A 22152-nucleotide genomic window follows, 5' to 3' on the forward strand; every position below is an offset into this window, starting at 1 on the left:
GCCGATAAAAACCTAATGTCTGCAGTTATTTCGAGCACTCTGGAAGTCCTCAGGGCAGCAATTGCCCGCGGCATGTGCGTTGCGCAGGCGGCAACAATGCATTCGTAAGATTGATCTTGTGAGTACGGTTCATTGCGAGAGACTGGCTCCCATCGATCGTATGGGGAGCGCCAACGGGAATGCCCAAGCTATTATTCAGTTTTGCCCGCGGGGGCAGCTTCACGGCGAACGTGATGGCCGACAAGGCTCCCAAGACCTGGGCGACGCTGCGCGCCCACCTCCCCGTCACCGTCAAGGCCTACAACGCGCGTTGGACGGGGCGGGAGACCCACATCAAGCTCGACGTGCCCAACAAGCCGCCGCGCGAGAACCAGATCCTCAACGCGGGGCTCGGGGACGTCATCTACGCGTGCGAGTGGTCCGATCGCGACGTAACCGGCTTCGAGGCCATCGGCTGGTTCTACGGGACCGAGACGGTGCGCGACTGGCGCGGCGAGTCGCGCGTCAACCTTTTCGCCCGCGTCAATCAGAGCCAGTGGCCGTTCCTGGAGGAAGTGGGCCTGCGCACGTGGCGCGAGGGCGGTGAAGATTGCACGGTCACCGTCGTCGAGGACTAGTCGTCAGGCGCCCGGCGTCGTGATGCGGCGCCGGCGCATCTTCGCAGATCTCTGAAACCAGAATTTGGAGTCGGCCACATGAGTTCCCGTCGCACCATTTCCGTCCTCGCCGCCATGGCGGTCACGCTTGCCACGTCGACGTCGGCTTTTGCACAGGGCAAGACTCTCCGGATCGGAATGACGGCCAGCGACATTCCGAAGACTCATGGCCAGCCGGACCAGGCCTTCGAGGGCAACCGCCTGACCGGCCTCACGATGTACGACGCCCTCACCGCCTGGGACTACAAGACCGGCACCAAGATCATGCCGGTTCTCGCCACCGAATGGGCGGTGAGCCCGGACGACAAGACGAAATGGACCTTCAAGCTGCGGTCCGACGTGACGTTCAAGGACGGTTCTCCCTTCAACGCCGACGCCGTGGTGTGGAACGTCCAGAAGGTTCTGGACAAGACCGCGCAGCAATTCGACCAGAGCCAGGTCGGCTGGACCGTTCCGCGCATGCCGACGCTGCGATCCGCTCGCAAGATCGACGACACGACGGTCGAATTCACGACCTCGGAGCCGGACTCCTTCCTGCCGCTCAACCTCGCCAATCTGTTCATGGCCTCGCCTGCGCATTGGCGCGCCAAGCTGGCCGCGGTGCCGGCTGAGGTCACCGACCCGGCGCAGCGCTCTGCAAAAGCCTGGGAGCAATTTGCCAAGGATCCGTCAGGCACCGGCGCGTTCACCCTCGCACGCTTCGTGCCGCGGGAACGGCTCGAGCTCGTCCGCAATGACAAATATTGGGACAAGAGCCGCGTGCCCAAGATCGATCGCATCGTCATGATCCCGCTGCCGGACGTCACGTCGCGGACGGCTGCGCTGCTCGCCGGCCAAGTCGATTTCGTGGAAGCACCGGCACCTGATGCCGTGGCGTCGATCCGCGCCCGCGGCTTCAACATCGCGACCAGCCAAAGCGCTCATGTGTGGCCCTGGCAGCCATCCCTGCTGCCCGGTTCGCCCTGGCAGGACAAGCGCGTGCGGCAGGCGGCCAATCTCTGTATCGATCGCAACGATCTTGTCGCGCTGAACGGCGGCATTGCGGAGCCGGCGCTCGGCATGATGCGCAGCGGACATCCCTGGTTCGGCAAGCCGACCTTCAAGCTGCGCTACGATCCCGACGAAGGCCGCCGTCTCATGAAGGACGCCGGCTATTCGGACGGCAAGCTCGCAACCGTCAAGGTCATCACGGCGATCTCCGGTTCTGCGATGATGCAGCCGCTGCCGATGAACGAGCTGATCCAGGAAGCGTTCCGGAAGTGCTACATCGACGTCAAGATCGAGGTTCTCGAATGGGGCACGCTGTTCACGAACTGGCGTGAAGGTCCGACGGCCGCCTCTGCGCGCGGCGCCAACACGACCAACGTGTCGATCGCGACCATCGATCCGTTCTTCGCGCTGGCGCGCTTTGCGGATTCACGCATGGCGCCCCCGGTGTCGAACAATTGGGGCTCCATCAACGATCCGGAACTGGATCGTCTGTCCAGAGCCGCACGGACGACGTTCGAGCCCGAGGCGCGCGATCTTGCTCTCTCGAAGGTGCATGAACGGCTCGTGGACGAAGCCATGTTCATCTTCTTCGTGCACGAGGTCGCACCAAGAGTGCTGTCGCCTCGCATCACCGGCTTCTCGGCGCCCAATGGCTATTACATCGACTGGGCGGCACTGGACATGAAGCCGGAATAGCAGAACGCAGGCGCGCGTCGTAACCGCGTAGCCCGGATGGCGTGCAGCGAAATCCGGACTACGGACTGAAAGGCTCACGCGGAAGGTGTAAGCCGCTTCTCGAAGCGCCACTGCTCGACCGGGAACGGCCCGTTCGAGGTCTCCGAGAACATCATGAAGGTGCCGGCATTGCGCCAGCCGCTCTTCTCGTAGAATCGCGCGGCCCGCGCGTTGCCGACCGCGCATGCCAGCCAGGCCAGCTCCACGCCACGCGCGGCGAGCCGCGCTTCCGCATCGGCGATCAGCGCCGCGGCCACACCCGAGCCGCGGGCTTCGGCCGACACGAAGAGCTGATTCAGTTCGTCTCCCTTGAGGGCGCAGAAGCCGAGTGGCGCACCGGCTGGGCCGACGACGCAGACATCGGGAAGCTTGACCGCGAGCCGGTCGCGAAAGCTTGGAACGGTCCGGAGCCGGACCAGCTCGGGCGGCGCCAGATGCGCATGCGACTCATGCCAGGCGTCGTGCCAGACTAGCGCGAGATGATCGACCTCACCGGCAGCAGCGGGACGCACCTGCATTGTCGACACTCCGAAAGGCATGTGTTGCAGCCCTTGTCGAGCGAACCAACCTAGCCTGCCCGCGCCTTGCTCCAGTCGGGTCCGACCGGTCCCGATACGCCTGCGAAGGCGCCGTCGACCAGCTCGAACACCAGGATGCGGGCGGCATCGACCGGGCCCGGCATGGTGATGCGGCCCTTGTCGACCCGCTTGAAGCCGACGCGGCTGTAATAGGGCTCGTCGCCGACCAGCAGCACGAGGCGGTGCCCCTTTTCCCTGGCGTCCTTCAGCGCGCGCTCCAGCAACAGACGGCCGACGCCGCGGCTGCGGAACGGCGGCTCGACGGTGAGCGGCCCGAGCATCAGCGCCGGCGTCTCGCCGATCAGGATCGGCAATTGCCTGACCGAGCCGACCAGCAGCGTGCCGATATGCGCCGTGAAGGACAATTCGAGCAGATGGTCGACATGCTCGCGGATACGGTAGGCGCTGAGCACGAAGCGGCCGGGGCCGAAGGTACGTTCGTGCAGCCGTTCGATCGCCTGGGCGTCGCCGGCGGCTTCGGGATGGATGGTGAGCGAGAGATCGGTCATGTTGACCGGCGGGATAACATCTCGGCGGGCCGTGGTCCACCGGGCTCTTGCGCGATCGACCCCTGTGACATGCCGCGGGTAAAGACGACCGTGAACAGCAGCGTCCAGAGCGTCAGCATCAGGATGGGAGTGATGTAATACGGCGTGAAGACGGGATGCGTGGCAAAGAAACCGAGATTCAGCACGAGATTGCCGGCGACCAGCAGCGCGAGTTTCCTGACTCCAGCATGGCCTGCGAAACGCCACAACAGCGCGGTCCAGACACAGGCGATCACGATCAACGGGAATTGCGTGTCGCCGAGATAGGCCCGCAGCACGGCAGGATCGAGGCTCCGCGGAGCCGTATCCTGGCCGCCATAGGCCGAGACCAGCGGGTTACCCGAATTGACAAGGTTGGCCGCGAACACCGGCAACAGACCGACGAGGAACGCAACGCCGAGCGTCAGACCCGACACGAAAGCCTCGCGGCTGCGCCAGATCAGGAACGACAGCCCGAAGAACAGGAAATAGCCGGCCGACAGAACCACGTTCGCGATCCTGAAGCTCGCGGACAGGCCGAGCAGAAGGCCGACGGCCGCGACCGCGAGCAGGCGGCGCCGGCCGTCATCGACGAACAGCCTCGCGGTGAACAGGCCCGCCAGCACGCACACGACCATGGTCGGCGCGATCGAATAGCTCGCCTTGGCCGGGTTGATCATGAAGTAGATCGACAGCACGCCCAACATTGCGGCCGCCGTCAACGACACCGGCTCCCGCGCCCGCCACAGACCGTACAGCGCAAAACCGGCGACGATCATGTTCGCCAGCGCATACAGCGGAATGACCTGGAATCCCTCCGGGAAAAGCGCCAGCGCGAAGCCCGTGCCCGGCGGCGGTGTCATCACCCATTTGCTGCCGTCGGCGGTCTGGGTGTGGCAAGGCGCGCGCGTCGGATCGGGCCAGTTCGGAAAATCGATGCTGCGCAACTTGCCCGCGAGATAGCCGTCGGTTTCACGGGCGAGGCTGGTGTCGAGCCCTTGCCATCCGAACCGCTGGAACAGATGCGCTTGCCTGAGATAACAGATGTCGTCATAGACGCCGCGGCTCTCGCTCCAATGCGAGATCAGCCTGACGTTGCTGGCCAGAATTGCCAGAAACACAATTGAAAAAAATACTTTGACAGCTCTCATGGGCTCTCGCCGGGCCTGCCGGCCTAGCCTGGAAATGGTTCGCCTGTACAGGAAAAGCACCGGCAAGTATAGCAAGGTGGGGATTTTGGAGGTGAAGCGGCCGTGGCCGACATGAGTTTGGGTCCGAGCTTGGGTTCAAGCGACACGTGCCGAAGCGCCGCAGGGCAGGCCGGCGTGCCGCGGATCCTGCTCATCATTCCCTGCTTCAACGAGGAGGCCTCGATCGGCGGTCTCCTCAGCGAGATCGCCGCGATCGGCCGCGGCTACCACACCCTAGTCGTCGACGACGGCTCGTCCGACGCGACGTGCGCGGTGGCAACCTGCCGCTCGCCCGTCGCCCGCCTCGCGCAGAATCTCGGCATCGGCGGCGCCGTGCAGACCGGCATCAAATACGCGGCGCGGCAGGATTTCGATTTCTGCATCCAGATCGACGGCGACGGACAGCATGATCCGCGCGCGATCGAAACGCTGCTCGATGCCTATCGCAGCCACCCGACCAACATCACCATCGGAAGCCGCTTCATCGACCATTCCGGCTTCTGCTCGACGCCGATGCGCCGCGCCGGCATCAGGCTGATCGTGCTTGCGCTCAACGGGCTCTTCACTGGCGGCCGCATCACCGATCCGACCAGCGGCATGCGGCTGCTCGACCGCTCGGCCATCGCCTTCTTCGCCAGGTCCTATCCTGCTGATTTTCCGGAGCCAATCTCGCTCGCCTGGGCGATGCGCGCGGGGCTGACCGTCAGCGAGGTCCCGGTCGAGATGCGGGCGCGGAAGGCCGGCGTCAGCTCGATCGACGGATTGAAGTCGGCAAGTTACATGATCCGCGTCCTCGGTTACATCCTGCTCGCGCGCCTGGTGAGAGCGCCATGACGCCCAGACTTCCAGCGATGATTTGCAATCCCATCATTCCATCGAACCTTCCGAGGAGGCAGCCGTGACAAATGCCCTTCCGAGCCCGGAGACGGTCGTCATCATCTCCGCCTTCGCGTCGATCTACATGCTGGTACTGCTGCGCAAGACGTTGCAGGGCAAGTTCGATCTCTATGACTTCATGATGCTGTCCATGGTGGCGATCATACCGGCGGGCTTCGCGCTGTTTCCAAACCTGGCCTATCTGGTCAGCCATCTGACCGGCGTCGTGTTTCCGTTCGTCGTGATGTTCGGCGCGCTGTTCCTGGTGGTGTTCGCTTTCATGCACAACATGACGGCGCGGCTGCACCGGCTGGAGCGGCAGAACTGCGCGCTGATCCAGGAGCAGAGCCTGCTGGCGCTGGAACTGAAGGCGAAAGAGAGCGGGCGGCCGGGCGGTTGAATGCTCAACGCCACGTCGCCATCAGCGGCTTGCCATCCAGCACTTCCGCGAGCCTTTGCCGCGTGCCATGCGTGGTCCCATCCGGCAGCGCCGTGATCGCGAAGAAGCCGCACTCGACGATCTCGTGGTTCGGTTCGGGCAAACGATCCTGCGTGAACTGCCTGACCACGTAGACCGCGACATGGTCGCGGCGGGAGACGTGGCTGTTGAGAAAGATGCCGTGCAGCAGAGCCTCCCCGGTGAGATCGATATCGCCCTCCTCCTTGAGCTCGCGCCGCATCGCCTGCTCCATGGTCTCGCCGAGATCGACGCCGCCGCCGGGCAGATACCAGCCGCTGATGTAGCTGTGCCTGACCAGGAACACCCTGTTCTCGTCGTCCAGCACCACGGCGCGAACGCCGAGCGTCATGCCGCGAGCCAGCAGGAAATAGGCGTGGAAGATTCGCCGCAGCAGCGGCTCGAATTTCCGTCGGACGCGGTTCAGACGATCCCCCATCAGGCTCCCAAGAGACTTCGCAATAAAACTCGCAAGAAAACTCCCAACAGGCCCCTGCCCGGACCCCGCTTGCACGTTGCCCGCGACCTTGCCATTACAGCAAACGAATAGCGAGGCAATCGCGCGTCATGGCCCCCTTCACGCTCGCCCATCTGTCCGACCCGCATCTGCCGCCCTTGCCGAAGCCGCGGCTGATCGAACTCGCGGGCAAGCGCGCGCTCGGCTACGTCAACTGGGCCCGCAACCGCCACAAGTACCAGCGCCGCGAGGTGCTCGACGTACTCGTCGCCGACGTCAAGGCGCAGGCACCCGACCACATCGCCGTCACAGGCGACCTCGTCAATCTGGCGCTCGAGGCGGAGTTCGCGCCCGCGCGGGCCTGGCTCGACGATGTCGGCCCGCCCGACCGGGTCACCACGATACCCGGCAATCACGACGCCTATGTCCGCGCCACCTTTCATCGCTTCGGCGAGACCTTTGCTCCCTATCTTGCCGGCGACGACGGCAGCACGGGTTTTCCCAGTCTGCGCCGGCGCGGGCCGCTGGCGCTGATCAGCCTGTCCACGGCGGTGCCGACCTTGCCGCTGATGGCCACGGGCACGCTCGGCCGCGAGCAGCTCGCGGCCCTCGAACAGGTGCTCGAACGGCTTTCGGCCGAGGATGTTTTCCGGGTGCTGCTGGTGCATCATCCGCTGAAGTCGGACGCGCGCCAGAAGCGGATGACGGATTCGGCGGATCTGCTGGCACTGTTGAGACGCCACGGCGTCGAGTTGATCCTGCACGGGCACGACCACATTCATTCGACGATGTGGTTCGAGGGCCCCAACGGCAAAATCCCCGCGGTCGGCGTGCCGTCGGCCTCCGCGCTCGCGCACGGGGGCTACCCGGCCGCGGCGTATAATCTGTTCACGATCGAGAAGGACAATGCCGGCTGGCGCTGCGAGCAGACGGTGCGGAGTCTGGAGTCCGGATTTCAGATCCGGCAGATCAAGCATACGAGGCTGGTTTAGCTTTCCGTCATTGCGAGCGAAGCGAAGCAATCCAGAGTCCCTCCGCGGGAAGATTCTGGATTGCTTCGTCGCTTCGCTCCTCGCAATGACCGCGCAGAGAAATTCACCAGCTCCGCAGGGCCGCCAGCACGGCAACCCCGAACAAGGCGGCGGCACCGAGCACGAATCCGAACACGAACGGCCAGATTCGCGAGCGGCGTGGCGGCGGCGCGGCCTCGAACTTCGGCTCCGATGGCACCACCAGCGCGCGCTCGCGTTCGATCATGCGGCGGGCGACATAGTCGGTGACGGCTTCGACGATCACCGCAATGTCGTGCGATTCGGCAAGCACGATGCGGCCGAAGCGGGTGTCCTGGACGAAGCGGTACATCCGCTTGTCGCGCCCCATCAGGATGTGCGCGACGACGTCGATCCAGAGCCTCGGCGTATCGCCCTGGCTGACACCGCGGTCGAACAGGTCGATCTTATCAGGCACCTGGGCGAACAGGGGATCGAGCGCGTCGTTGAGGATCTCGAGCCGCGCCACCTCGGCGTCGCGCAGATCGACGACCACGCCGGTCCGGTCCGCAGCCTCGATCCGTGCGCGCAGCAGCGCGTCGCGCAGCCGCACCGGGCGCGGCTGGCTGGGATGGGTCCCGCTGGTCTCGGGCTCTGACATTGTCGGCCTCGTCCTCGACTATCCTCCGTTAACCTATCAGCAACCAATCCCTCCGCAAAGGCCTCACAATTCCAGAGACTTACGGCGCCGCAGCCGGCTCACCTGTGCCAAAAACAGACGATCCCACCCAGGCAGAGCCTGGATGGGACCATCCGTCCTTGGACGTCTTCTTGAATTGAGACCGTCAGGCCGAGACGCGCGCCGGCTCTTCCACGATCGAGAAGCGGACGCCGGCCTTGTGGCGGTTCTCTTCCGAGACGGTGCGCCAGGCGTCCTCGGCCTCCGTGCGGGTCTTGAACGGACCCTGCACCTGGGCCGAGCCTTCCACGAGCTTGTGGAAATTCATCGAACCGAACTCGCCGCCGATCACCCAGAAATTGCTGCCTTTGGTCATTGTCAGTCTCCTGTTTGGTAGCGTGATGCGTTAGCCGAACTGGTTCATCGTGTTGTGAGCGCCGCCCGCCTTCAGGGCAGCCTCGCCGGCGAAGTATTCCTTGTGGTCGTCGCCGATGTCGGAGCCGGCCATGTTCTGATGCTTGGCGCAGGCGATGCCCTGGCGGATTTCCGCGCGCTGGACGTTCTTGACGTAGCCCAGCATGCCCTGCTCGCCGAAATACTCGCGTGCGAGATTGTCGGTCGAGAGCGCTGCCGTGTGATAGGTCGGCAACGTGATCAGGTGGTGGAAGATGCCGGCACGCTTGGCGGAATCGGCCTGGAAGGTGCGGATGCGCTCGTCGGCTTCGATGGCCAGCGGCGTATCGTCGTATTCCGGCTTCATCAGCTCGGCCCGGTTGTACTTGCTGACGTCCTTGCCCGCTTCCTTCATCGCGTCGTAGACCTGCCAACGGAAGTTGAGGGTCCAGTTGAACGACGGCGAGTTGTTGTAGGCGAGCTTGGCGTTCGGAACCACCTTGCGGATCCGATCGACCATCTTGGCGATCTGCTCGATATGCGGCTTCTCGGTTTCGATCCAGAGCAGGTCCGCACCGTTCTGCAGCGAGGTGATGCTGTCGAGCACGCAGCGATCTTCGCCCGTTCCGGCGCGGAACTGGTAGAGATTACTGGGCAGGCGCTTCGGACGCAGCATCTTGCCGTTGCGATTGATGATGACGTCGCCGTTGCGGGCGTTCTCCGGCGTCACTTCCTCGCAATCGAGGAAGCTGTTGTACTGATCGCCGATATCGCCCGGCTTGTGGCTGACGGCGATCTGCTGCGTGAGGCCGGCGCCTAGTGAGTCGGTGCGGGTCACGACGACGCCGTCTTCGACGCCCAGCTCGAGGAACGCATGGCGGCAGGCCCGGATCTTGGCCAGGAACACCTCGTGCGGCACGGTGACCTTGCCGTCCTGGTGGCCGCACTGCTTCTCGTCAGAGACCTGGTTCTCAATCTGCAGCGCGCAGGCGCCCGCCTCGATCATCTTCTTGGCGAGCAGATAGGTCGCCTCGGCGTTACCGAAGCCCGCGTCGATGTCGGCGATGACGGGGACGACATGGGTCTGGAAGTTGTCGATCTTCTCGATCAGCTCCTTCTCGCGGGTCTTGTCGCCTTCCTTGCGCGCCTTGTCGAGGTTGCGGAAGATGTCGTTGAGCTCGCGCGAGTCGGCCTGACGCAGGAAGGTGTAGAGTTCTTCGATCAGCGCCGGCACCGAGGTCTTCTCGTGCATCGACTGGTCGGGCAGCGGTCCGAACTCGGAGCGCAGCGCCGCGATCATCCAGCCGGAGAGATAGAGGTAGCGGCGATCGGTCTTGCCGCCGAAGTGCTTCTTGATCGAGATCAGCTTCTGCTGCGCGATGAAGCCGTGCCAGCAACCCAGCGACTGGGTGTACTTGGTCGGATCGGCATCATAGGCCGCCATGTCGGCCCGCATGAGCGCCGCGGTGTAGCGGGCGATGTCGAGGCCAGTCTTGAAGCGGTTCTGCAGGCGCATGCGCGCGACGGCCTCGGCCTTCACCCCGTTCCAGGTCGGCTTGGTTTCGAGGAGCGCCTGGGCGGCCTCGATCTCGCTCTGATACGAGGCCGGGCGCTGCAGGGCGTTGATGCCACGGGGCTGGTAGTTCATGTGCTCGATCCTTTCGCTGATGACAAAGCGCTTGGCCTTGTCATCGACATTTTTGACAGTGCATTGCGAAATGCGTGTCCTGAGCTAAACGCGAGAAAGGGAAGTTCGTATAGAGGGCTTGTATTTGAATGGTGATGTCATGTAACATCGGAACATGTAATAGATGTTATTTTGTAAATCTTGTAACAAGATAGGACAGCAATACTGTCCTTCGCGACTCTGGAGCCCTGAAGATGCCCGCCGAGCCCGGGAAGAAACTGTTCGTCGGCCCGCGCTTCCGGAGGATCCGGCAGCAATTGGGGCTGTCGCAGACCCAGATGGCCGAGGGCCTCGGAATCTCGCCGAGCTATGTCAACCTGATCGAGCGCAACCAGCGTCCGGTGACCGCACAGATCCTGCTGCGGCTGGCCGAGACCTACGACCTCGACCTGCGCGACCTCGCCACCGCGGACGAGGACCGCTTCTTCGCCGAGCTGAACGAGATCTTTTCCGATCCGCTGTTCCGCCAGATCGACGTGCCCAAGCAGGAGCTGCGCGACCTCGCCGAGCTATGCCCGGGCGTGACTCACGCGCTGCAACGGCTCTACGCGGCCTACACCGAGGCCCGCCAGGGCGAGACGCTGGCCGCAGCGCAGATGGCCGACCGCGATGTCGGCACGCGCTACGAGGCCAATCCGGTCGAGCGCGTGCGCGAGCTGATCGAGGCCAACCGCAACTATTTTCCGGAGCTCGAACAGGCCGCCGAAACCTTGCGCGACGAGCTGAACGTGCCGGCCGAAGGGCTCTATGCCGCGCTCGCCGCGCGGCTGCGCGAAAAGCACTCGATCCAGACCCGCATCATGCCCGTCGACGTGATGCGCGAAACGCTGCGGCGTTTCGACCGTCACCGCCGCCAGTTGCTGATCTCGGAACTGGTCGACCCGCCCGGCCGCGCATTCCAGCTCGCCTTCCAGCTGGGCTTGGGGGAATGCGCGCAGGCCCTGGAGACCATCATCGGCCGCGCCGGCCCGCTGGACGACGCGCCGCGCCGGCTGTTCCGCATCACGCTCGCCAACTATTTCGCGGCTTCCGTGATGATGCCCTATCCGGCGTTCCTGGCCGCCGCCGAGGCCTTGAACTACGACATCCATCTGCTGGCGCAGCGCTTCAATTCCGGCTTCGAGCAGGTCTGCCATCGCCTCACCACGCTGCAACGGCCGAACGCGCGCGGGATTCCGTTCTTCCTGCTGCGCGTCGACAACGCCGGCAACGTCTCGAAGCGGTTTTCCTCCGGCACGTTCCCGTTCTCGAAATTCGGCGGCACCTGCCCGCTGTGGAACGTGCACTCGACCTTCGACACGCCGGATCGCCTGCTCAAGCAGGTGATCGAGCTGCCCGACGGCACGCGCTATTTCTCGATCGCGCAGATGGTGCGCCGGCCGGTGGCACCGCATCCGCTGCCGCAGCCGCGCTTCGCCATCGGCCTCGGCTGCGAAATCCGCCACGCCTCCCGCCTCGTCTATGCCGCCGGAATGGACCTCGAGAAGACCGAAGGCACGCCGATCGGCGTCAACTGCCGCCTCTGCGAGCGCGAAAACTGCGCCCAGCGCGCCGAGCCGCCGATCACGCGTACGCTGATCCTGGACGAGACGACACGGCGGGTGAGTTCGTTTGCGTTCTCGAATGCACGGGAGCTCTGAGGGTTGCCATTGGCGCCGTCACCATAACGGCCCTCGCAGATGAAGGAACTTCCGTTTTTCCCCCACGTTATCGCTGTAGAAGGGCGGCGCGGCTTATTTGACGCCGGTCGGCGACATGAAGAACTTTTCAAATGCGGCTTTCGCACCCGACGTGATCGAGGCCATGACGGCCGCCCTTGGCGCTGCGGTCGCCACCCTGCCGGAGCCGGTGCATTCGGGGCACGTCGACACCATTGCCCAATCCATTCTCCGCACGGCCAGCACGGGCGAGCGCAACGTTGCGGTCTTGCAGCGGATTGCGCTGATGGAGCTCAGCCTTACGCCGGGAACATGACGAGGTGAACCCATGAGAGTTGAGGCGGGCGTTGCAGCAGCCGTTCTGGCGCTTTGCGGCTCTGCGGTTGCTCACGCGGAGAGCTGGGCCGCCTATCGCATTCCTGAAACCGGCACCACGGTGGACATCCCCGCCTCGATCTTCACGGAGGACGCCGGCAAGCCGGACGGCCACGGGCAGCGGTTTCGCTCGGCTGACGGCAGAGCCGATCTGACCGTGCAAGCGGTGCCCAGGACGGGCGAATCTCCCGCCGCCTTCCTGGCCCGGAAGAATCCACCGTCCGGCATCGTCTACAAGCGGATCACGCCGCACTTCTTCGTCGTGTCGAGCGTCAAGCGCGACACCATCTGGTACGACCGCTGCAACTTTTCGGTCCGCTACGTCCACTGCGTGCTGATCAATTATCCCGCAGCCGAGAAGCGCCAGTGGGACCCCGTCGTGACCAGGGTCAGCCACAGCCTTGGCGGCAGCTGACGCCCTCGCGGCTCTGTTTGGTTAACCCAGCGCTAATCCGCCCACGCGATCTGCAACCCAGGATTAAGCACGCTTCAACATCGCTCCCATAGTCTCGCCCCACTCACTTTTCGCAAACAACGGCGGCCTATCCTGCCGGGCGAAGTGACACCAGGGGGTCCATCATGCGCATTGCGTTGCTGCTGACCGCAACCATCGTCGGCGCGCTCTTCACCAGTCCATCCAGTGCCGGATCGCTCGATGCCGACGCAGCGCAGCCGCTGCCGCCGGGCTTCCAGAGCTACCGCGGCTACATGTTCGACGTGTCCGAGAACCGTGACCGCAAGGACGTCGACAAGCTCATGGACAATCTGAAGAGCCAGATCGACGTCGTCGAAGGCGCCGGCCTCTCGCCGCGCGTGCTGCGCTTCTTCCATACCGTTCCGATCGTGGCGAGCGAGCTCGCCTGCCTCGACGAAGGCGCCGCGACGGCGTGCTACGGCCGGGTCACACCGGATATCCAGCGCACCGCGCCGCGGACGCTGACGGTCTGGGACCCCGCCAAGCAGCGCTGGAGCAATCCCAATGCCGTCGACCTCGCGGTCGATTCGGGCCTCGGCGTGATCATGCTGCGCCCGGACATGATGCGCTACGAGAAGGAAGCCGTGCTGCTGCACGAGATGCTGCACGCCTTTCACGCGCGGCTGCTGCCGGACGGCTACGCCAACAAGGGCGTGATCGGCTATTACGCCCTGGCCAAGTCCAAGGACCAGCTGCCCAAGGACTCCTATGCGATGAAGAATCCCATGGAATTCTTTGCCGTGACCTCCAGCATTTTCCTGGCGGGAAAAAGCGAATTCCACGACCCGAAGTCGCGCGAGGCGCTCAAGGAGAAGATGCCGGACTATTACAAATATCTGGTCGGCGTGTTCGGCTTCGACCCCGAGCCGGCGGCGTCCAACGGCCCGGTCGCCTCGCTGAAATAAAAGGCCTACCGTTTCCAGGCCAGACAGGACCAAGGGCCGCGCCAACAGCGCGGCCCTGACGTTTTTGTCGAGGATATCCCCCTGCGACAGGCCTCGATGACGCAATGTGACGTCACGCACAGCCGCGCCATGGAGGATCAGGCATCGTTCGCGTCATGGGGACTGCATCGGGCAGCCACAAATCGAAAGTCAACGACCATGACAAAGATCGCGCTCTTCGCCTCCGCCGCTCTTCTCGCCACCACGCTTCTCGCCGGCACCGCGAGCGTCTCGCCGGCCTCCGCCGGCAACCTCGACTTTCTCAGCAACCAAAACTACATGCGCTGCCTCCAGTATTTCAGCATCCGCGCCCACGGCGATGGGGCTGCGTATGACCAGGGCCGCAGGTTCTGCAACCGGCAATATTTCCCGGGACGCCCCGGCGGCCAGTACTGAGCCGGGCGCCGACGACACCGGGGCCGCGCGAACAGCGCGGCCTTTTCGTTTTGGATACGGGAGATGTTGATCACCCCACGCCGGGGAATTGCCAAGCCGGGGCCCGATCTGCATAGTCCCGCGCGCCGATTTGGTAGGACTGTTTCAAGAGGATAGAAGAACATGGCGGACGCCGACCTGGATGTCGTGATCCGGCAACTGGCCAGACAGCTGCATACGGGCCTGATGACCCGCGCCAAGGAGCGTCGGGATCGCTTCAACGGCCTCGCGGCCAAGGCCAAGGGCAAGGAGACGGGCGAGCGCTTCAAGATGCTGGCCAAGGCCAGCATGGAGCAAGCTACCGCCGCGGCAAAACGCCTGCAGATGTCCGCCGACAACGTCGCCGACAGCTACGCCCGCGCAATGCGCCTCGCCGCCAGCACGCCGATCGCAGTGAAGGCGGAAAAGAAGGCGAAGGAAAAGCCTGAGAAGGCTGCCAAGGCGAAGAAGGCCAAGGCCAAGAAAGCGAAGTAGGCGCGAGGTTCTTCCTTCTCCCTTGTGGGAGAGGGTTGCAGCGGCGCATGCAGCTCTAGATATCATCACCGACGGGGCGCGGCCCCCTGGGTCGGCTCGGCGCTCGCGAGTTCGGCGAGTTTGGCGCGCGCCGCATCGTGGGTGCGGGCGTCTTTGCCGGCCGGCAGCGCAAGCGCGGCTTCGAAATCGGCGCGGGCATCATCAGCCTGGCCGCGGGCGAGGAAGGCAAGACCCCGGTCGAGGCGGGGCTGGGCAACCGACGGATCGAGGCGGATCGCCGTGTTGTAGCTCAGGATCGCGCGATCGAGATCGCCGCTGCCAGCAAGCGCCAGACCGCGCTCGTGATAGGGCGCTGCGAGCTTTGGATTGTGCGCAATCGCCTCATCGTAATCCTCGATGGCAAGCGCGAGGTCGCCGTTCTGCCGGCGCGCCAGCGCCCGGTCGCGATAGAGCGTGGCGCGGTTGGGATTGAGGTGGATGGCCTCGTCGAAATCCGCGATCGCCCGCCGCCAGTCGCCGTGGCGGAGCGCGATCCGGCCGCGTCCCTCATAGGCGAAAGCGATCAGCGAGCCGCGCAGCGGCGAGAAGCCGATCACGGCCGAGCAGATGTCGGGCTCGTCCTCGTCCCCGCAATTGACGACGGTATGCGTGGACAGGCCGACGAGCACGCCCAGGACGATCAGCAATGGTACCGCGGCTTTGGTCATCTTCGACGGCGACCGGCATTGGGCCGGCCACGCATCCCCTTTCGAAGAAACAATCTCCTCGCGCTGTTACCACCGCTGCGGGCGATTCTGTGTGCGCCAAGTCACAAAGCGGGACCCAATTTCCGGCCTGTTCCCTCAACCCCAGGGACCACGAGCAGGACCGCGCGACGAGCGGCCCCACGGGCCCCGCGGCGGATAGTTTTCGTTGGCGCCGACCGACGGCGCGGCCCGCGCGCCAAGCTCGCCCGCGAGTTGCCGGAGCGCCGCGACGCGGTTCTGCGTCAAAGGATGTGTGGCGAACAGATTGTCCACGCCATGGCCCGACAGCGGATTGATGATGAACATATGCGCGGTCGCAGGATTTCGTTCGGCATCATAGTTCGGCACCTGATGCGCGGCACCTTCGATCTTGACCAGCGCCGAGGCCAGCCACATCGGCTGTCCCACGATGCGCGCGCCGAGATCGTCGGCTGCATATTCGCGCGTGCGGCTGATCGCCATCTGCACCAGCATGGCCCCGAGCGGAGCGAGGATCATCATCAGGATCGAGCCGACGATTCCCGGACCGTTGTTGTTGTCGCGGTGGCCGCCGAAGAACATGCCGAACTGCGCCAGCATCGAGATCGCACCAGCGATGGTGGCGGTGATCGTCATCAGCAGCGTGTCGTGGTTCTTGACGTGGGCAAGCTCATGCGCGATCACGCCGGCAAGCTCCTCACGGCTGAGCTGCCGCATCAGGCCGGTGGTGACGGCGACGGCCGCGTTCTCGGGATTGCGGCCGGTCGCGAACGCGTTGGGCTGTGCCTCGTCCATCAGGAACACGCGCGGCATCGGCAGCCCCGCGCGGCCCGCAAGCTCGGCGACGAGACCGACCAGCTCGGGCGCGCTGTTACGGTCGACCTCATGGGCGCCATACATCGAGAGCACCATGCGGTCGGAATTCCAGTAGGTGAAGAGATTGGTCGCGGCGGCAATGACGAGCGCGATCATGGCGCCTGAGGCGCCGCCGATCAGATAGCCCACGCCCATGAACAGGGCGGTGAGGCCTGCGAGCAGCATTGCGGTACGAAGATAGTTCATGGCCGTCTCCTGGGCGGCCGCGGGCGAGCCTCGGCCAGCGCACTTGAGGTAGGGATGACCCCGGCCCTGGCGCAAGGTTTCAGGGTGCGTCGCGGAGCCGCGGCACTGGTTTGCGCCCGATCATTCCATTAAACTTCGTCAAGAATCCAAGCGTCTCCCTCCCCCCGGAAACCTCATGCTCCAGACCCGATTTGCGATCGCGGCCGCCGCTCTGCTCACGCTCGCCGTTCCCGCCTCCGCCCAGCTCGCGCCGCCGCCCGCCAAGCCCGCCGTTCCCAAAACCACGGCCCCCAAAGCCACCGCCCCCTCGCCGCGCGCGGCCTCGTGCCACAATGGCGCGAGCTTCGATCGCTTCCTGGCCGATGTGAAACAGCAGGCCGTTGCCGCCGGCGTGTCGCAGCGGACGATCGCGGAGGCCTCGCCCTACCTCGTCTACGACCAGGGCATCGTCAACCGCGACCGCGGCCAGCGCGTGTTCGGCCAGCTCTTCACCGAATTCGCCGGCCGCATGGCCGCGCCCTATCGCATGCAGAACGGCCAGCAGCACATCAAGCAACATGCAGCCGCGTTCGCGCGCGCGGAAAAGGAATTTGGCGTGCCGCCGGCGGTGATCGCGGCGTTCTGGGGCCTCGAAAGCGATTTCGGCGTCAACATGGGCAATCTGCCGACACTGAAATCGCTGGTGTCGCTGGCCTATGATTGCCGGCGCTCGGAGATGTTCGTGGGCGAGACCATCGCCGCGCTGAAGATCATCGACCGCGGCGATTTGCATCCGGACGAGATGATCGGCTCCTGGGCCGGTGAGCTCGGCCAGACGCAGTTTTTGCCGGTCCATTACGTCAACTATGCCGTCGACTATGACGGCGACGGGCGGCGCGACCTGCTCCGCAGCGAGGACGACGTGATCGGCTCGACCGCGAACTACATCGCCAACGGACTGAAGTGGCGGCGCGGCGAGCCGTGGCTGGAAGAGATCAAGGTGCCCTCGAGCCTGCCGTGGGATCAGACCGATCTCACCGTGCAGCAGCCGCGCTCGAAATGGGCGCAGCTTGGCGTCACCTATCCCGACGGACGGCCGCTGCCGAGCGACAATCTCGCAGGCTCGGTATTGCTGCCGATGGGACGCTTCGGGCCGGCCTTCATGGCCTACCCGAATTTCGCGGCCTACACCGAATGGAATAACTCGCTGATCTATTCGACCACCGCGGGCTATCTCGCCACCCGCATCGCGGGCGCCGCCCCGATGCGCAAGCCGGCAACGCCGGTCGCGCAACTGCCGTTCAACGAGCTCAAGCAATTGCAGCAGCTTCTGGTCCAGGCCGGCTTCAATGTGGGCAAGGTCGACGGCGTGCTCGGCCAGCAGAGCCGCGCAGCGGTGAAGGCGATGCAGATCAAATACGGCCTGCCCGCGGATTCCTGGCCGACCGCCGAGCTGCTGGCGAAGATGCGCGGCGGCACGGCGCAGGCGCAGCCGGCGGGGATGGTCCGGTAGATTTTTCGCGCTGCACAGGCCGCTGTCCGCGATTGTATTTTTCCATGACGTTCCCATGTGAGTGGCTCAGGTTTTCTCCTGATTTTTCCCCTCATTGAAGCGAGCATCACATGTCCTTCTACGACGCCGTCGTCCCCGCGTATCTGCAAATGCTGAACAGCCTTACCGGCCTCCTCACCAAGGCTGAGGCGCATTGCGCGGCGAAGAAGGTCGACCCGAGCGTCCTGCTTGGCTCCCGCCTCTTCCCGGACATGCTGCCGCTGTCGAAGCAGATCCAGCTGGTCAGCGATTTCGCCGCCAAGGGCTGTGCCCGGCTAACCCACAGCGACGTGCCCACCACGCCCGACACCGAAAAGACGTTTGAGGAGCTGAAGCAGCGGCTCGCCAAGACCATCGACTACGTGAAGTCGTTCAAGCCGGAGCAGTTCGAGGGGGCTGAGAGCAAGGACGTCACCTTCCCGAGCGGACCCGACAAGACCACGACCCTGAAGGGCCAGCAGTTCCTGAGCGCGTTCTCGCTGCCGAACTTCTATTTCCACTGCGCGACCGCCCACGGAATTTTGCGCCACAACGGCGTGGAGATCGGCAAGCGGGATTTCATGGGCCTGAACTGATTTGCGCCATCGCGCGGCCGCGGCAGCAGGATTCCGCTGCCGTGGCCGGAATTGCACATGAATCATGCTACGCGGTCGCCCCCGCGTAGCTCGCCTGCACTTTCCGTATGGCTCCTCCCTTGCGCTGATTGCCGCAATGCACAAGTGTTCCGGACCTCTCACCGCCTGGAAGCATTCCCATGAGTCGTCCGACCAAATTGTTTGAGACCTACAAGCTTGGCCCGATCACGCTGGCCAACCGCCTCGTGATGGCGCCACTGACGCGTAACCGCGCCGTTCCCGGCACTTTCGTACCCGGTGCACTCGCCGCCGACTATTACGCCCAGCGCGCTTCCGCAGGGCTTCTGATCACCGAGGCGAGCCAGGTCTCGCAGCAGGGCCAAGGCTACCAGGATACGCCCGGCATTTACACCAAGGACCAGGTCGCCGGCTGGCGCAAGGTCACCGACGGTGTCCATGCGCGCGGCGGCAAGATCTATATCCAGCTCTGGCATGTCGGCCGCATCTCGCATGTCGATCTCCAAGCCAATGGCGCAGCTCCCGTGGCGCCGAGCGCGATCCGCGCCAAGGGCAAGACTTTCGTGAACGGCGGCTTCGCCGACGTCTCCGAGCCCCGCGCGCTCGAGCTCTCCGAAATTCCGGGCATCATCGACGACTTCAAGCGCGCCACGAAGAATGCACTCGAAGCCGGCTTCGACGGCGTCGAGATCCACGGCGCCAACGGCTATTTGCTTGAGCAATTTGCGAAGGACGGCACCAACAAGCGCACCGACGCCTATGGCGGCTCGATCGAGAACCGCGCGCGGCTGATGCTGGAAGTCTCCGAGGCCGTAGTGTCCGAGGCCGGCGCCGACCGCACCGGCATCCGCATCTCGCCAGTGACGCCGGCCAACGACATCTCGGACTCGAACCCGCAAGCCTTATACGACCATATCGTCGACGGCCTCAGCGCACTAAAGCTGGTCTATCTCCACGTCGTCGAAGGCGCCACCGGCGGTCCGCGCGACATCGCTCCGTTCGACTATGCCGGCCTGCGCAAGCGCTTCTCCGGCGCTTATGTCGCCAACAACGGCTACGATTTCGATCTCGCGACCAAGGTGCTGGACGCCAACGCCGCCGACCTCATCGCGTTCGGCAAGCCGTTCATCTCGAACCCCGATTTGGTCGAGCGGCTGAAGAAGGGTGCTGCGCTGAACGACTGGGACAAGAACACGTTCTACGGCGGCGGCGCGAAGGGGTACACGGATTACCCGACGCTGGCGGCGCAGGCGGCGGAGTAATTTTCTCTCCACACATGACGGTGTTATGCCCCGCGAACGCAGGGCATCCAGTACGCCGCGGCTTCTCGGTTCAATCACCCCGGTCTCTGGAATACTGGATCGTCCGCCTTCGCGGACGATGACACCGAGAATGTGGAACGTATGCGCCACAAAGAAAAAAGGCCGGGATCGCTCCCGGCCTTTCGTCGTTATGAGCCGTCGCTTACTGAAGCGAGGCGCGCTTCGGGGGCTGGGCCGGCCACGACTTGATCAGCGTGTCGTAGTCGACCGTCTCGCCCTTCGGCTTCTCGTTGGCGAGCTTGCGCTGCGGAGCGAGGGTACCGTCCTTCTGGGCCTTGGCGTACCAGTACTCGGCCGACTCCTTCTTGTGCAGCTTCGGACCGCACTCCTTCTGCACGCCCGATTTCTCCAGACGCTCCATGACGGAGTCCTGGGCGGCGGCGAGCGAGTCCATCGCGGCCTGCGGCGTCTTCGCACCGGACGACGCATCGCCGATGTTCTGCCACCACAGCTGCGCGAGCTTGGGATAGTCGGGCACGTTGTTGCCGGTCGGGGTCCACTGCACGCGCGCGGGCGAGCGGTAGAACTCGATCAGGCCACCGAGCTTCGGCGCACGCTCGGTGAACGACTTGTCCCAGATGTCGGATTCACGAATGAAGGTGAGACCGACATGGCTCTTCTTCAGCGACACCGTCTTGGAGACGATGAACTGGAGATAGAGCCAGGCTGCCTTGCGGCGATCCGCCGGGGTCGACTTCAGCAACGTCACGGAGCCGGCGTCCTGGTAGCCGAGCTTCATGCCCTCCTTCCAGTACGCACCATGCGGCGACGGAGCCATACGCCATTTCGGCGTACCGTCCGCGTTCATCACGGCGATGCCCGGCTTCACCATGTCGGCGGTGAAGGCGGTGTACCAGAACATCTGCTGGGCGATATTGCCCTGCGCCGGCACGGGACCGGACTCCGAGAAGGTCATGCCCTGGGCCTGCGGCGGAGCATACTTCTTCATCCACTCGAGGTACTTGGTGATCGAGTAGACCGCGGCCGGACCGTTGGTGTCGCCACCACGCTCGACCGAGGAGCCGACGGGACGGCAGCCTTCCATGCGGATGCCCCACTCGTCGACCGGCAGACCGTTCGGAATGCCCTTGTCGCCGTTGCCGGCCATCGACAGCCAAGCGTCGGTGAAACGCCAGCCGAGCGACGGGTCCTTCTTGCCATAGTCCATATGGCCGTAGACCTTGACGCCGTTGATCTCCTTGATGTCGTTGGTGAAGAACTCGGCGATGTCCTCGTAGGCCGACCAGTTCACGGGAACGCCGAGTTCGTAGCCATACTTGGCCTTGAACTTGGCCTTGTAGTCGGGGTTGGTGAACCAGTCGTAGCGGAACCAGTAGAGGTTGGCGAACTGCTGGTCCGGCAGCTGATAGAGCTTGCCATCCGGCGCGGTGCCGAACGACTTTCCGATGAAGTCGTTGACGTCGAGCTGGGGATCGGTGACGTCCTTGCCCTCGCCGGTCATGTAGTCCGACAGCGCGATGGTCTGGCCGTAACGGAAGTGGGTGCCGATCAGATCGCTATCGTTGATCCAGCCGTCATAGACGTTCTTGCCGGACTGCATCTGGGTCTGCAGCTTCTCGACGACGTCACCTTCCTGGATGAGGTCGTGCTTGAGCTTGATGCCGGTGAGCTCGGAGAACGCCTTGGCCAGCGTCTGCGCTTCGTATTCGTGGGTCGTGATGGTCTCGGAGACGACGTTGATCTCCATGCCCTTGAACGGTTCGGCCGCCTTGGCGAACCACTCCAGCTCCTTCTTCTGGTCGTCCTTCGACAGCGTCGAGGGCTGGAATTCCGCGATCCACTTCTGGATGACGGCATCGTCGGCGGCGCGGACCGGCGCCGAGACGGCGAACGCTACCGCAATGATGGCTGCCGCACTTGATACGCTCAGCAAGCCGACCTTGGTCAGCGGACCTTTGCTTCTAGACCGTCGCATGTTGTTTCCTCCGTTGCAGCGACAAACTTTTGTACAGGCCCGGGTTGGTCCCGGATCTGGCCGTCCCTTCGCGAGTTTCAGACCGTGCGGAAGATGAGCGCGGCCGTGACCAGCGAAATTCCTGATGCGAGCCACAGGCTCGAGATTTCAAAACCTTCCTCGCCGATCGGCACCGTGGCGAGCGCGTCGGTGCCCATGAAAGCGATCCACAAGAGGTGGATCACGGCCGCCGTGATCAGCGAGATGAACAGGCGGTCGCCGCGTGTGGTCGGAATGCGGAGCACGCCGACGCGCTCGGCTTCGGGATAGACCGCGGCCAAGTACGTCATCACGGCCAGCGTGCATGCGAGCGCGACGAAGAAGATCGCCGTCGGCAGCGTCCAGGCCATCCATGCGATGGATTCCATG

The 22152-nt window shown here is 64.3% G+C and carries 25 protein-coding genes; 14 read left to right on the forward strand and 11 right to left on the reverse strand.

Annotated features, from left to right (window positions below):
* The first annotated feature begins 179 nt into the window (after window positions 1–179).
* Together FNV92_RS27670 and FNV92_RS27675 are read left to right on the forward strand one after the other, a co-directional pair.
* Window positions 180–617: a DUF3830 family protein gene (locus FNV92_RS27670; protein WP_143843742.1), complete on the forward strand. Its 438-nt coding sequence runs from the start codon at window positions 180–182 to the stop codon at window positions 615–617.
* A 78-nt stretch (window positions 618–695) separates the two neighbouring features.
* Window positions 696–2342 (forward strand): ABC transporter substrate-binding protein, encoded by a 1647-nt coding sequence (locus tag FNV92_RS27675; protein ID WP_143843741.1) that lies wholly within the window; start codon window positions 696–698, stop codon window positions 2340–2342.
* 74 nt (window positions 2343–2416) lie between these two features.
* Here the strand turns inward: FNV92_RS27675 and FNV92_RS27680 are convergent, their stop codons facing one another.
* Genes FNV92_RS27680 through FNV92_RS27690 form a run of 3 tightly spaced genes read right to left on the reverse strand, consistent with a single transcriptional unit; the run spans window position 2417 to window position 4637 of the window.
* The gene (locus FNV92_RS27680; RefSeq protein WP_143843740.1) at window positions 2417–2899 is read right to left on the reverse strand and encodes a GNAT family N-acetyltransferase; all 483 of its coding nucleotides are present in this window, start codon (window positions 2897–2899) and stop codon (window positions 2417–2419) included.
* A 50-nt stretch (window positions 2900–2949) separates the two neighbouring features.
* Window positions 2950–3468: a GNAT family N-acetyltransferase gene (locus tag FNV92_RS27685; RefSeq protein ID WP_015688012.1), complete on the reverse strand. Its 519-nt coding sequence runs from the start codon at window positions 3466–3468 to the stop codon at window positions 2950–2952.
* Window positions 3465–4637, reverse strand: coding sequence for a hypothetical protein (locus FNV92_RS27690; RefSeq protein ID WP_244623624.1), 1173 nt, complete (start codon window positions 4635–4637; stop codon window positions 3465–3467). The genes FNV92_RS27685 and FNV92_RS27690 overlap by 4 nt, the downstream gene beginning before the upstream one ends.
* A gap of 174 nt (window positions 4638–4811) precedes the next feature.
* Between FNV92_RS27690 and FNV92_RS27695 the strand changes: the two genes are divergently transcribed.
* The gene (locus FNV92_RS27695) at window positions 4812–5510 is read left to right on the forward strand and encodes a glycosyltransferase family 2 protein (RefSeq protein ID WP_244623623.1); all 699 of its coding nucleotides are present in this window, start codon (window positions 4812–4814) and stop codon (window positions 5508–5510) included.
* Between the two features lie 64 nt (window positions 5511–5574).
* Window positions 5575–5952, forward strand: a complete 378-nt coding sequence (locus FNV92_RS27700) for a DUF2304 domain-containing protein (RefSeq protein ID WP_143843738.1) — start codon at window positions 5575–5577, stop codon at window positions 5950–5952.
* A 4-nt stretch (window positions 5953–5956) separates the two neighbouring features.
* Here FNV92_RS27700 and FNV92_RS27705 read toward each other — a convergent pair whose 3' ends face one another.
* Entirely contained in the window at window positions 5957–6448 is a 492-nt protein-coding gene (locus tag FNV92_RS27705) for an NUDIX domain-containing protein (RefSeq protein WP_143843737.1), read from the reverse strand.
* A 128-nt stretch (window positions 6449–6576) separates the two neighbouring features.
* On the opposite strand from FNV92_RS27705, the gene FNV92_RS27710 reads away from it, so the two are divergent.
* The gene (locus FNV92_RS27710) at window positions 6577–7458 is read left to right on the forward strand and encodes a metallophosphoesterase family protein (RefSeq protein ID WP_143843736.1); all 882 of its coding nucleotides are present in this window, start codon (window positions 6577–6579) and stop codon (window positions 7456–7458) included.
* Window positions 7459–7561: 103 nt separating this feature from the next.
* On the opposite strand, the gene FNV92_RS27715 is transcribed toward FNV92_RS27710, so the two are convergent.
* The 3 genes from FNV92_RS27715 to FNV92_RS27725 form a co-directional block, all read right to left on the reverse strand.
* Window positions 7562–8116 (reverse strand): hypothetical protein, encoded by a 555-nt coding sequence (locus FNV92_RS27715; RefSeq protein ID WP_143843735.1) that lies wholly within the window; start codon window positions 8114–8116, stop codon window positions 7562–7564.
* 184 nt (window positions 8117–8300) lie between these two features.
* Window positions 8301–8510, reverse strand: a complete 210-nt coding sequence (locus FNV92_RS27720; protein ID WP_015688019.1) for a DUF4170 domain-containing protein — start codon at window positions 8508–8510, stop codon at window positions 8301–8303.
* A 30-nt stretch (window positions 8511–8540) separates the two neighbouring features.
* The gene (locus FNV92_RS27725) at window positions 8541–10175 is read right to left on the reverse strand and encodes an isocitrate lyase (protein ID WP_143843734.1); all 1635 of its coding nucleotides are present in this window, start codon (window positions 10173–10175) and stop codon (window positions 8541–8543) included.
* A gap of 233 nt (window positions 10176–10408) precedes the next feature.
* Between FNV92_RS27725 and FNV92_RS27730 the strand changes: the two genes are divergently transcribed.
* From FNV92_RS27730 to FNV92_RS27755, 6 genes are all read left to right on the forward strand, one after another.
* The gene (locus tag FNV92_RS27730; protein WP_015688021.1) at window positions 10409–11854 is read left to right on the forward strand and encodes a helix-turn-helix domain-containing protein; all 1446 of its coding nucleotides are present in this window, start codon (window positions 10409–10411) and stop codon (window positions 11852–11854) included.
* A 115-nt stretch (window positions 11855–11969) separates the two neighbouring features.
* Window positions 11970–12188, forward strand: a complete 219-nt coding sequence (locus FNV92_RS27735; RefSeq protein WP_041749017.1) for a hypothetical protein — start codon at window positions 11970–11972, stop codon at window positions 12186–12188.
* A gap of 12 nt (window positions 12189–12200) precedes the next feature.
* A complete protein-coding gene (locus tag FNV92_RS27740) occupies window positions 12201–12662 on the forward strand; it encodes a hypothetical protein (RefSeq protein ID WP_186355475.1) in 462 nt (153 codons plus the stop codon).
* A 164-nt stretch (window positions 12663–12826) separates the two neighbouring features.
* Window positions 12827–13627 (forward strand): zinc-dependent peptidase, encoded by an 801-nt coding sequence (locus tag FNV92_RS27745; protein WP_143843733.1) that lies wholly within the window; start codon window positions 12827–12829, stop codon window positions 13625–13627.
* A gap of 198 nt (window positions 13628–13825) precedes the next feature.
* Window positions 13826–14062 carry a hypothetical protein gene (locus FNV92_RS27750; RefSeq protein WP_143843732.1) on the forward strand — a complete coding sequence of 79 codons (237 nt, stop codon included), beginning with the start codon at window positions 13826–13828 and terminating at the stop codon, window positions 14060–14062.
* A gap of 162 nt (window positions 14063–14224) precedes the next feature.
* Complete coding sequence (locus FNV92_RS27755; protein ID WP_143843731.1) at window positions 14225–14575, forward strand: hypothetical protein; 351 nt, start codon at window positions 14225–14227, stop codon at window positions 14573–14575.
* A 65-nt stretch (window positions 14576–14640) separates the two neighbouring features.
* On the opposite strand, the gene FNV92_RS27760 is transcribed toward FNV92_RS27755, so the two are convergent.
* Window positions 14641–15282 (reverse strand): tetratricopeptide repeat protein, encoded by a 642-nt coding sequence (locus tag FNV92_RS27760; RefSeq protein ID WP_143843730.1) that lies wholly within the window; start codon window positions 15280–15282, stop codon window positions 14641–14643.
* 135 nt (window positions 15283–15417) lie between these two features.
* Entirely contained in the window at window positions 15418–16362 is a 945-nt protein-coding gene (htpX, locus tag FNV92_RS27765) for a zinc metalloprotease HtpX (RefSeq protein WP_143843729.1), read from the reverse strand.
* A gap of 175 nt (window positions 16363–16537) precedes the next feature.
* On the opposite strand from htpX, the gene FNV92_RS27770 reads away from it, so the two are divergent.
* The 3 genes from FNV92_RS27770 to FNV92_RS27780 all read left to right on the forward strand — a co-directional run bounded on the left by FNV92_RS27770 (window position 16538) and on the right by FNV92_RS27780 (window position 19748).
* Window positions 16538–17854, forward strand: coding sequence for a lytic murein transglycosylase (locus FNV92_RS27770; protein WP_143843728.1), 1317 nt, complete (start codon window positions 16538–16540; stop codon window positions 17852–17854).
* 110 nt (window positions 17855–17964) lie between these two features.
* The gene (locus FNV92_RS27775; RefSeq protein WP_143843727.1) at window positions 17965–18468 is read left to right on the forward strand and encodes a DUF1993 domain-containing protein; all 504 of its coding nucleotides are present in this window, start codon (window positions 17965–17967) and stop codon (window positions 18466–18468) included.
* Between the two features lie 179 nt (window positions 18469–18647).
* A complete protein-coding gene (locus FNV92_RS27780; protein WP_143843726.1) occupies window positions 18648–19748 on the forward strand; it encodes an alkene reductase in 1101 nt (366 codons plus the stop codon).
* Window positions 19749–19950: 202 nt separating this feature from the next.
* Here FNV92_RS27780 and FNV92_RS27785 read toward each other — a convergent pair whose 3' ends face one another.
* A complete protein-coding gene (locus FNV92_RS27785) occupies window positions 19951–21744 on the reverse strand; it encodes an ABC transporter substrate-binding protein (RefSeq protein ID WP_143843725.1) in 1794 nt (597 codons plus the stop codon).
* Between the two features lie 77 nt (window positions 21745–21821).
* Window positions 21822–22151 carry a DUF2160 domain-containing protein gene (locus FNV92_RS27790; protein WP_015688033.1) on the reverse strand — a complete coding sequence of 110 codons (330 nt, stop codon included), beginning with the start codon at window positions 22149–22151 and terminating at the stop codon, window positions 21822–21824.
* Between the last annotated feature and the right edge of the window lies 1 nt (window position 22152).

The organism is Bradyrhizobium cosmicum (assembly GCF_007290395.2).
Lineage (GTDB): Bacteria > Pseudomonadota > Alphaproteobacteria > Rhizobiales > Xanthobacteraceae > Bradyrhizobium > Bradyrhizobium cosmicum.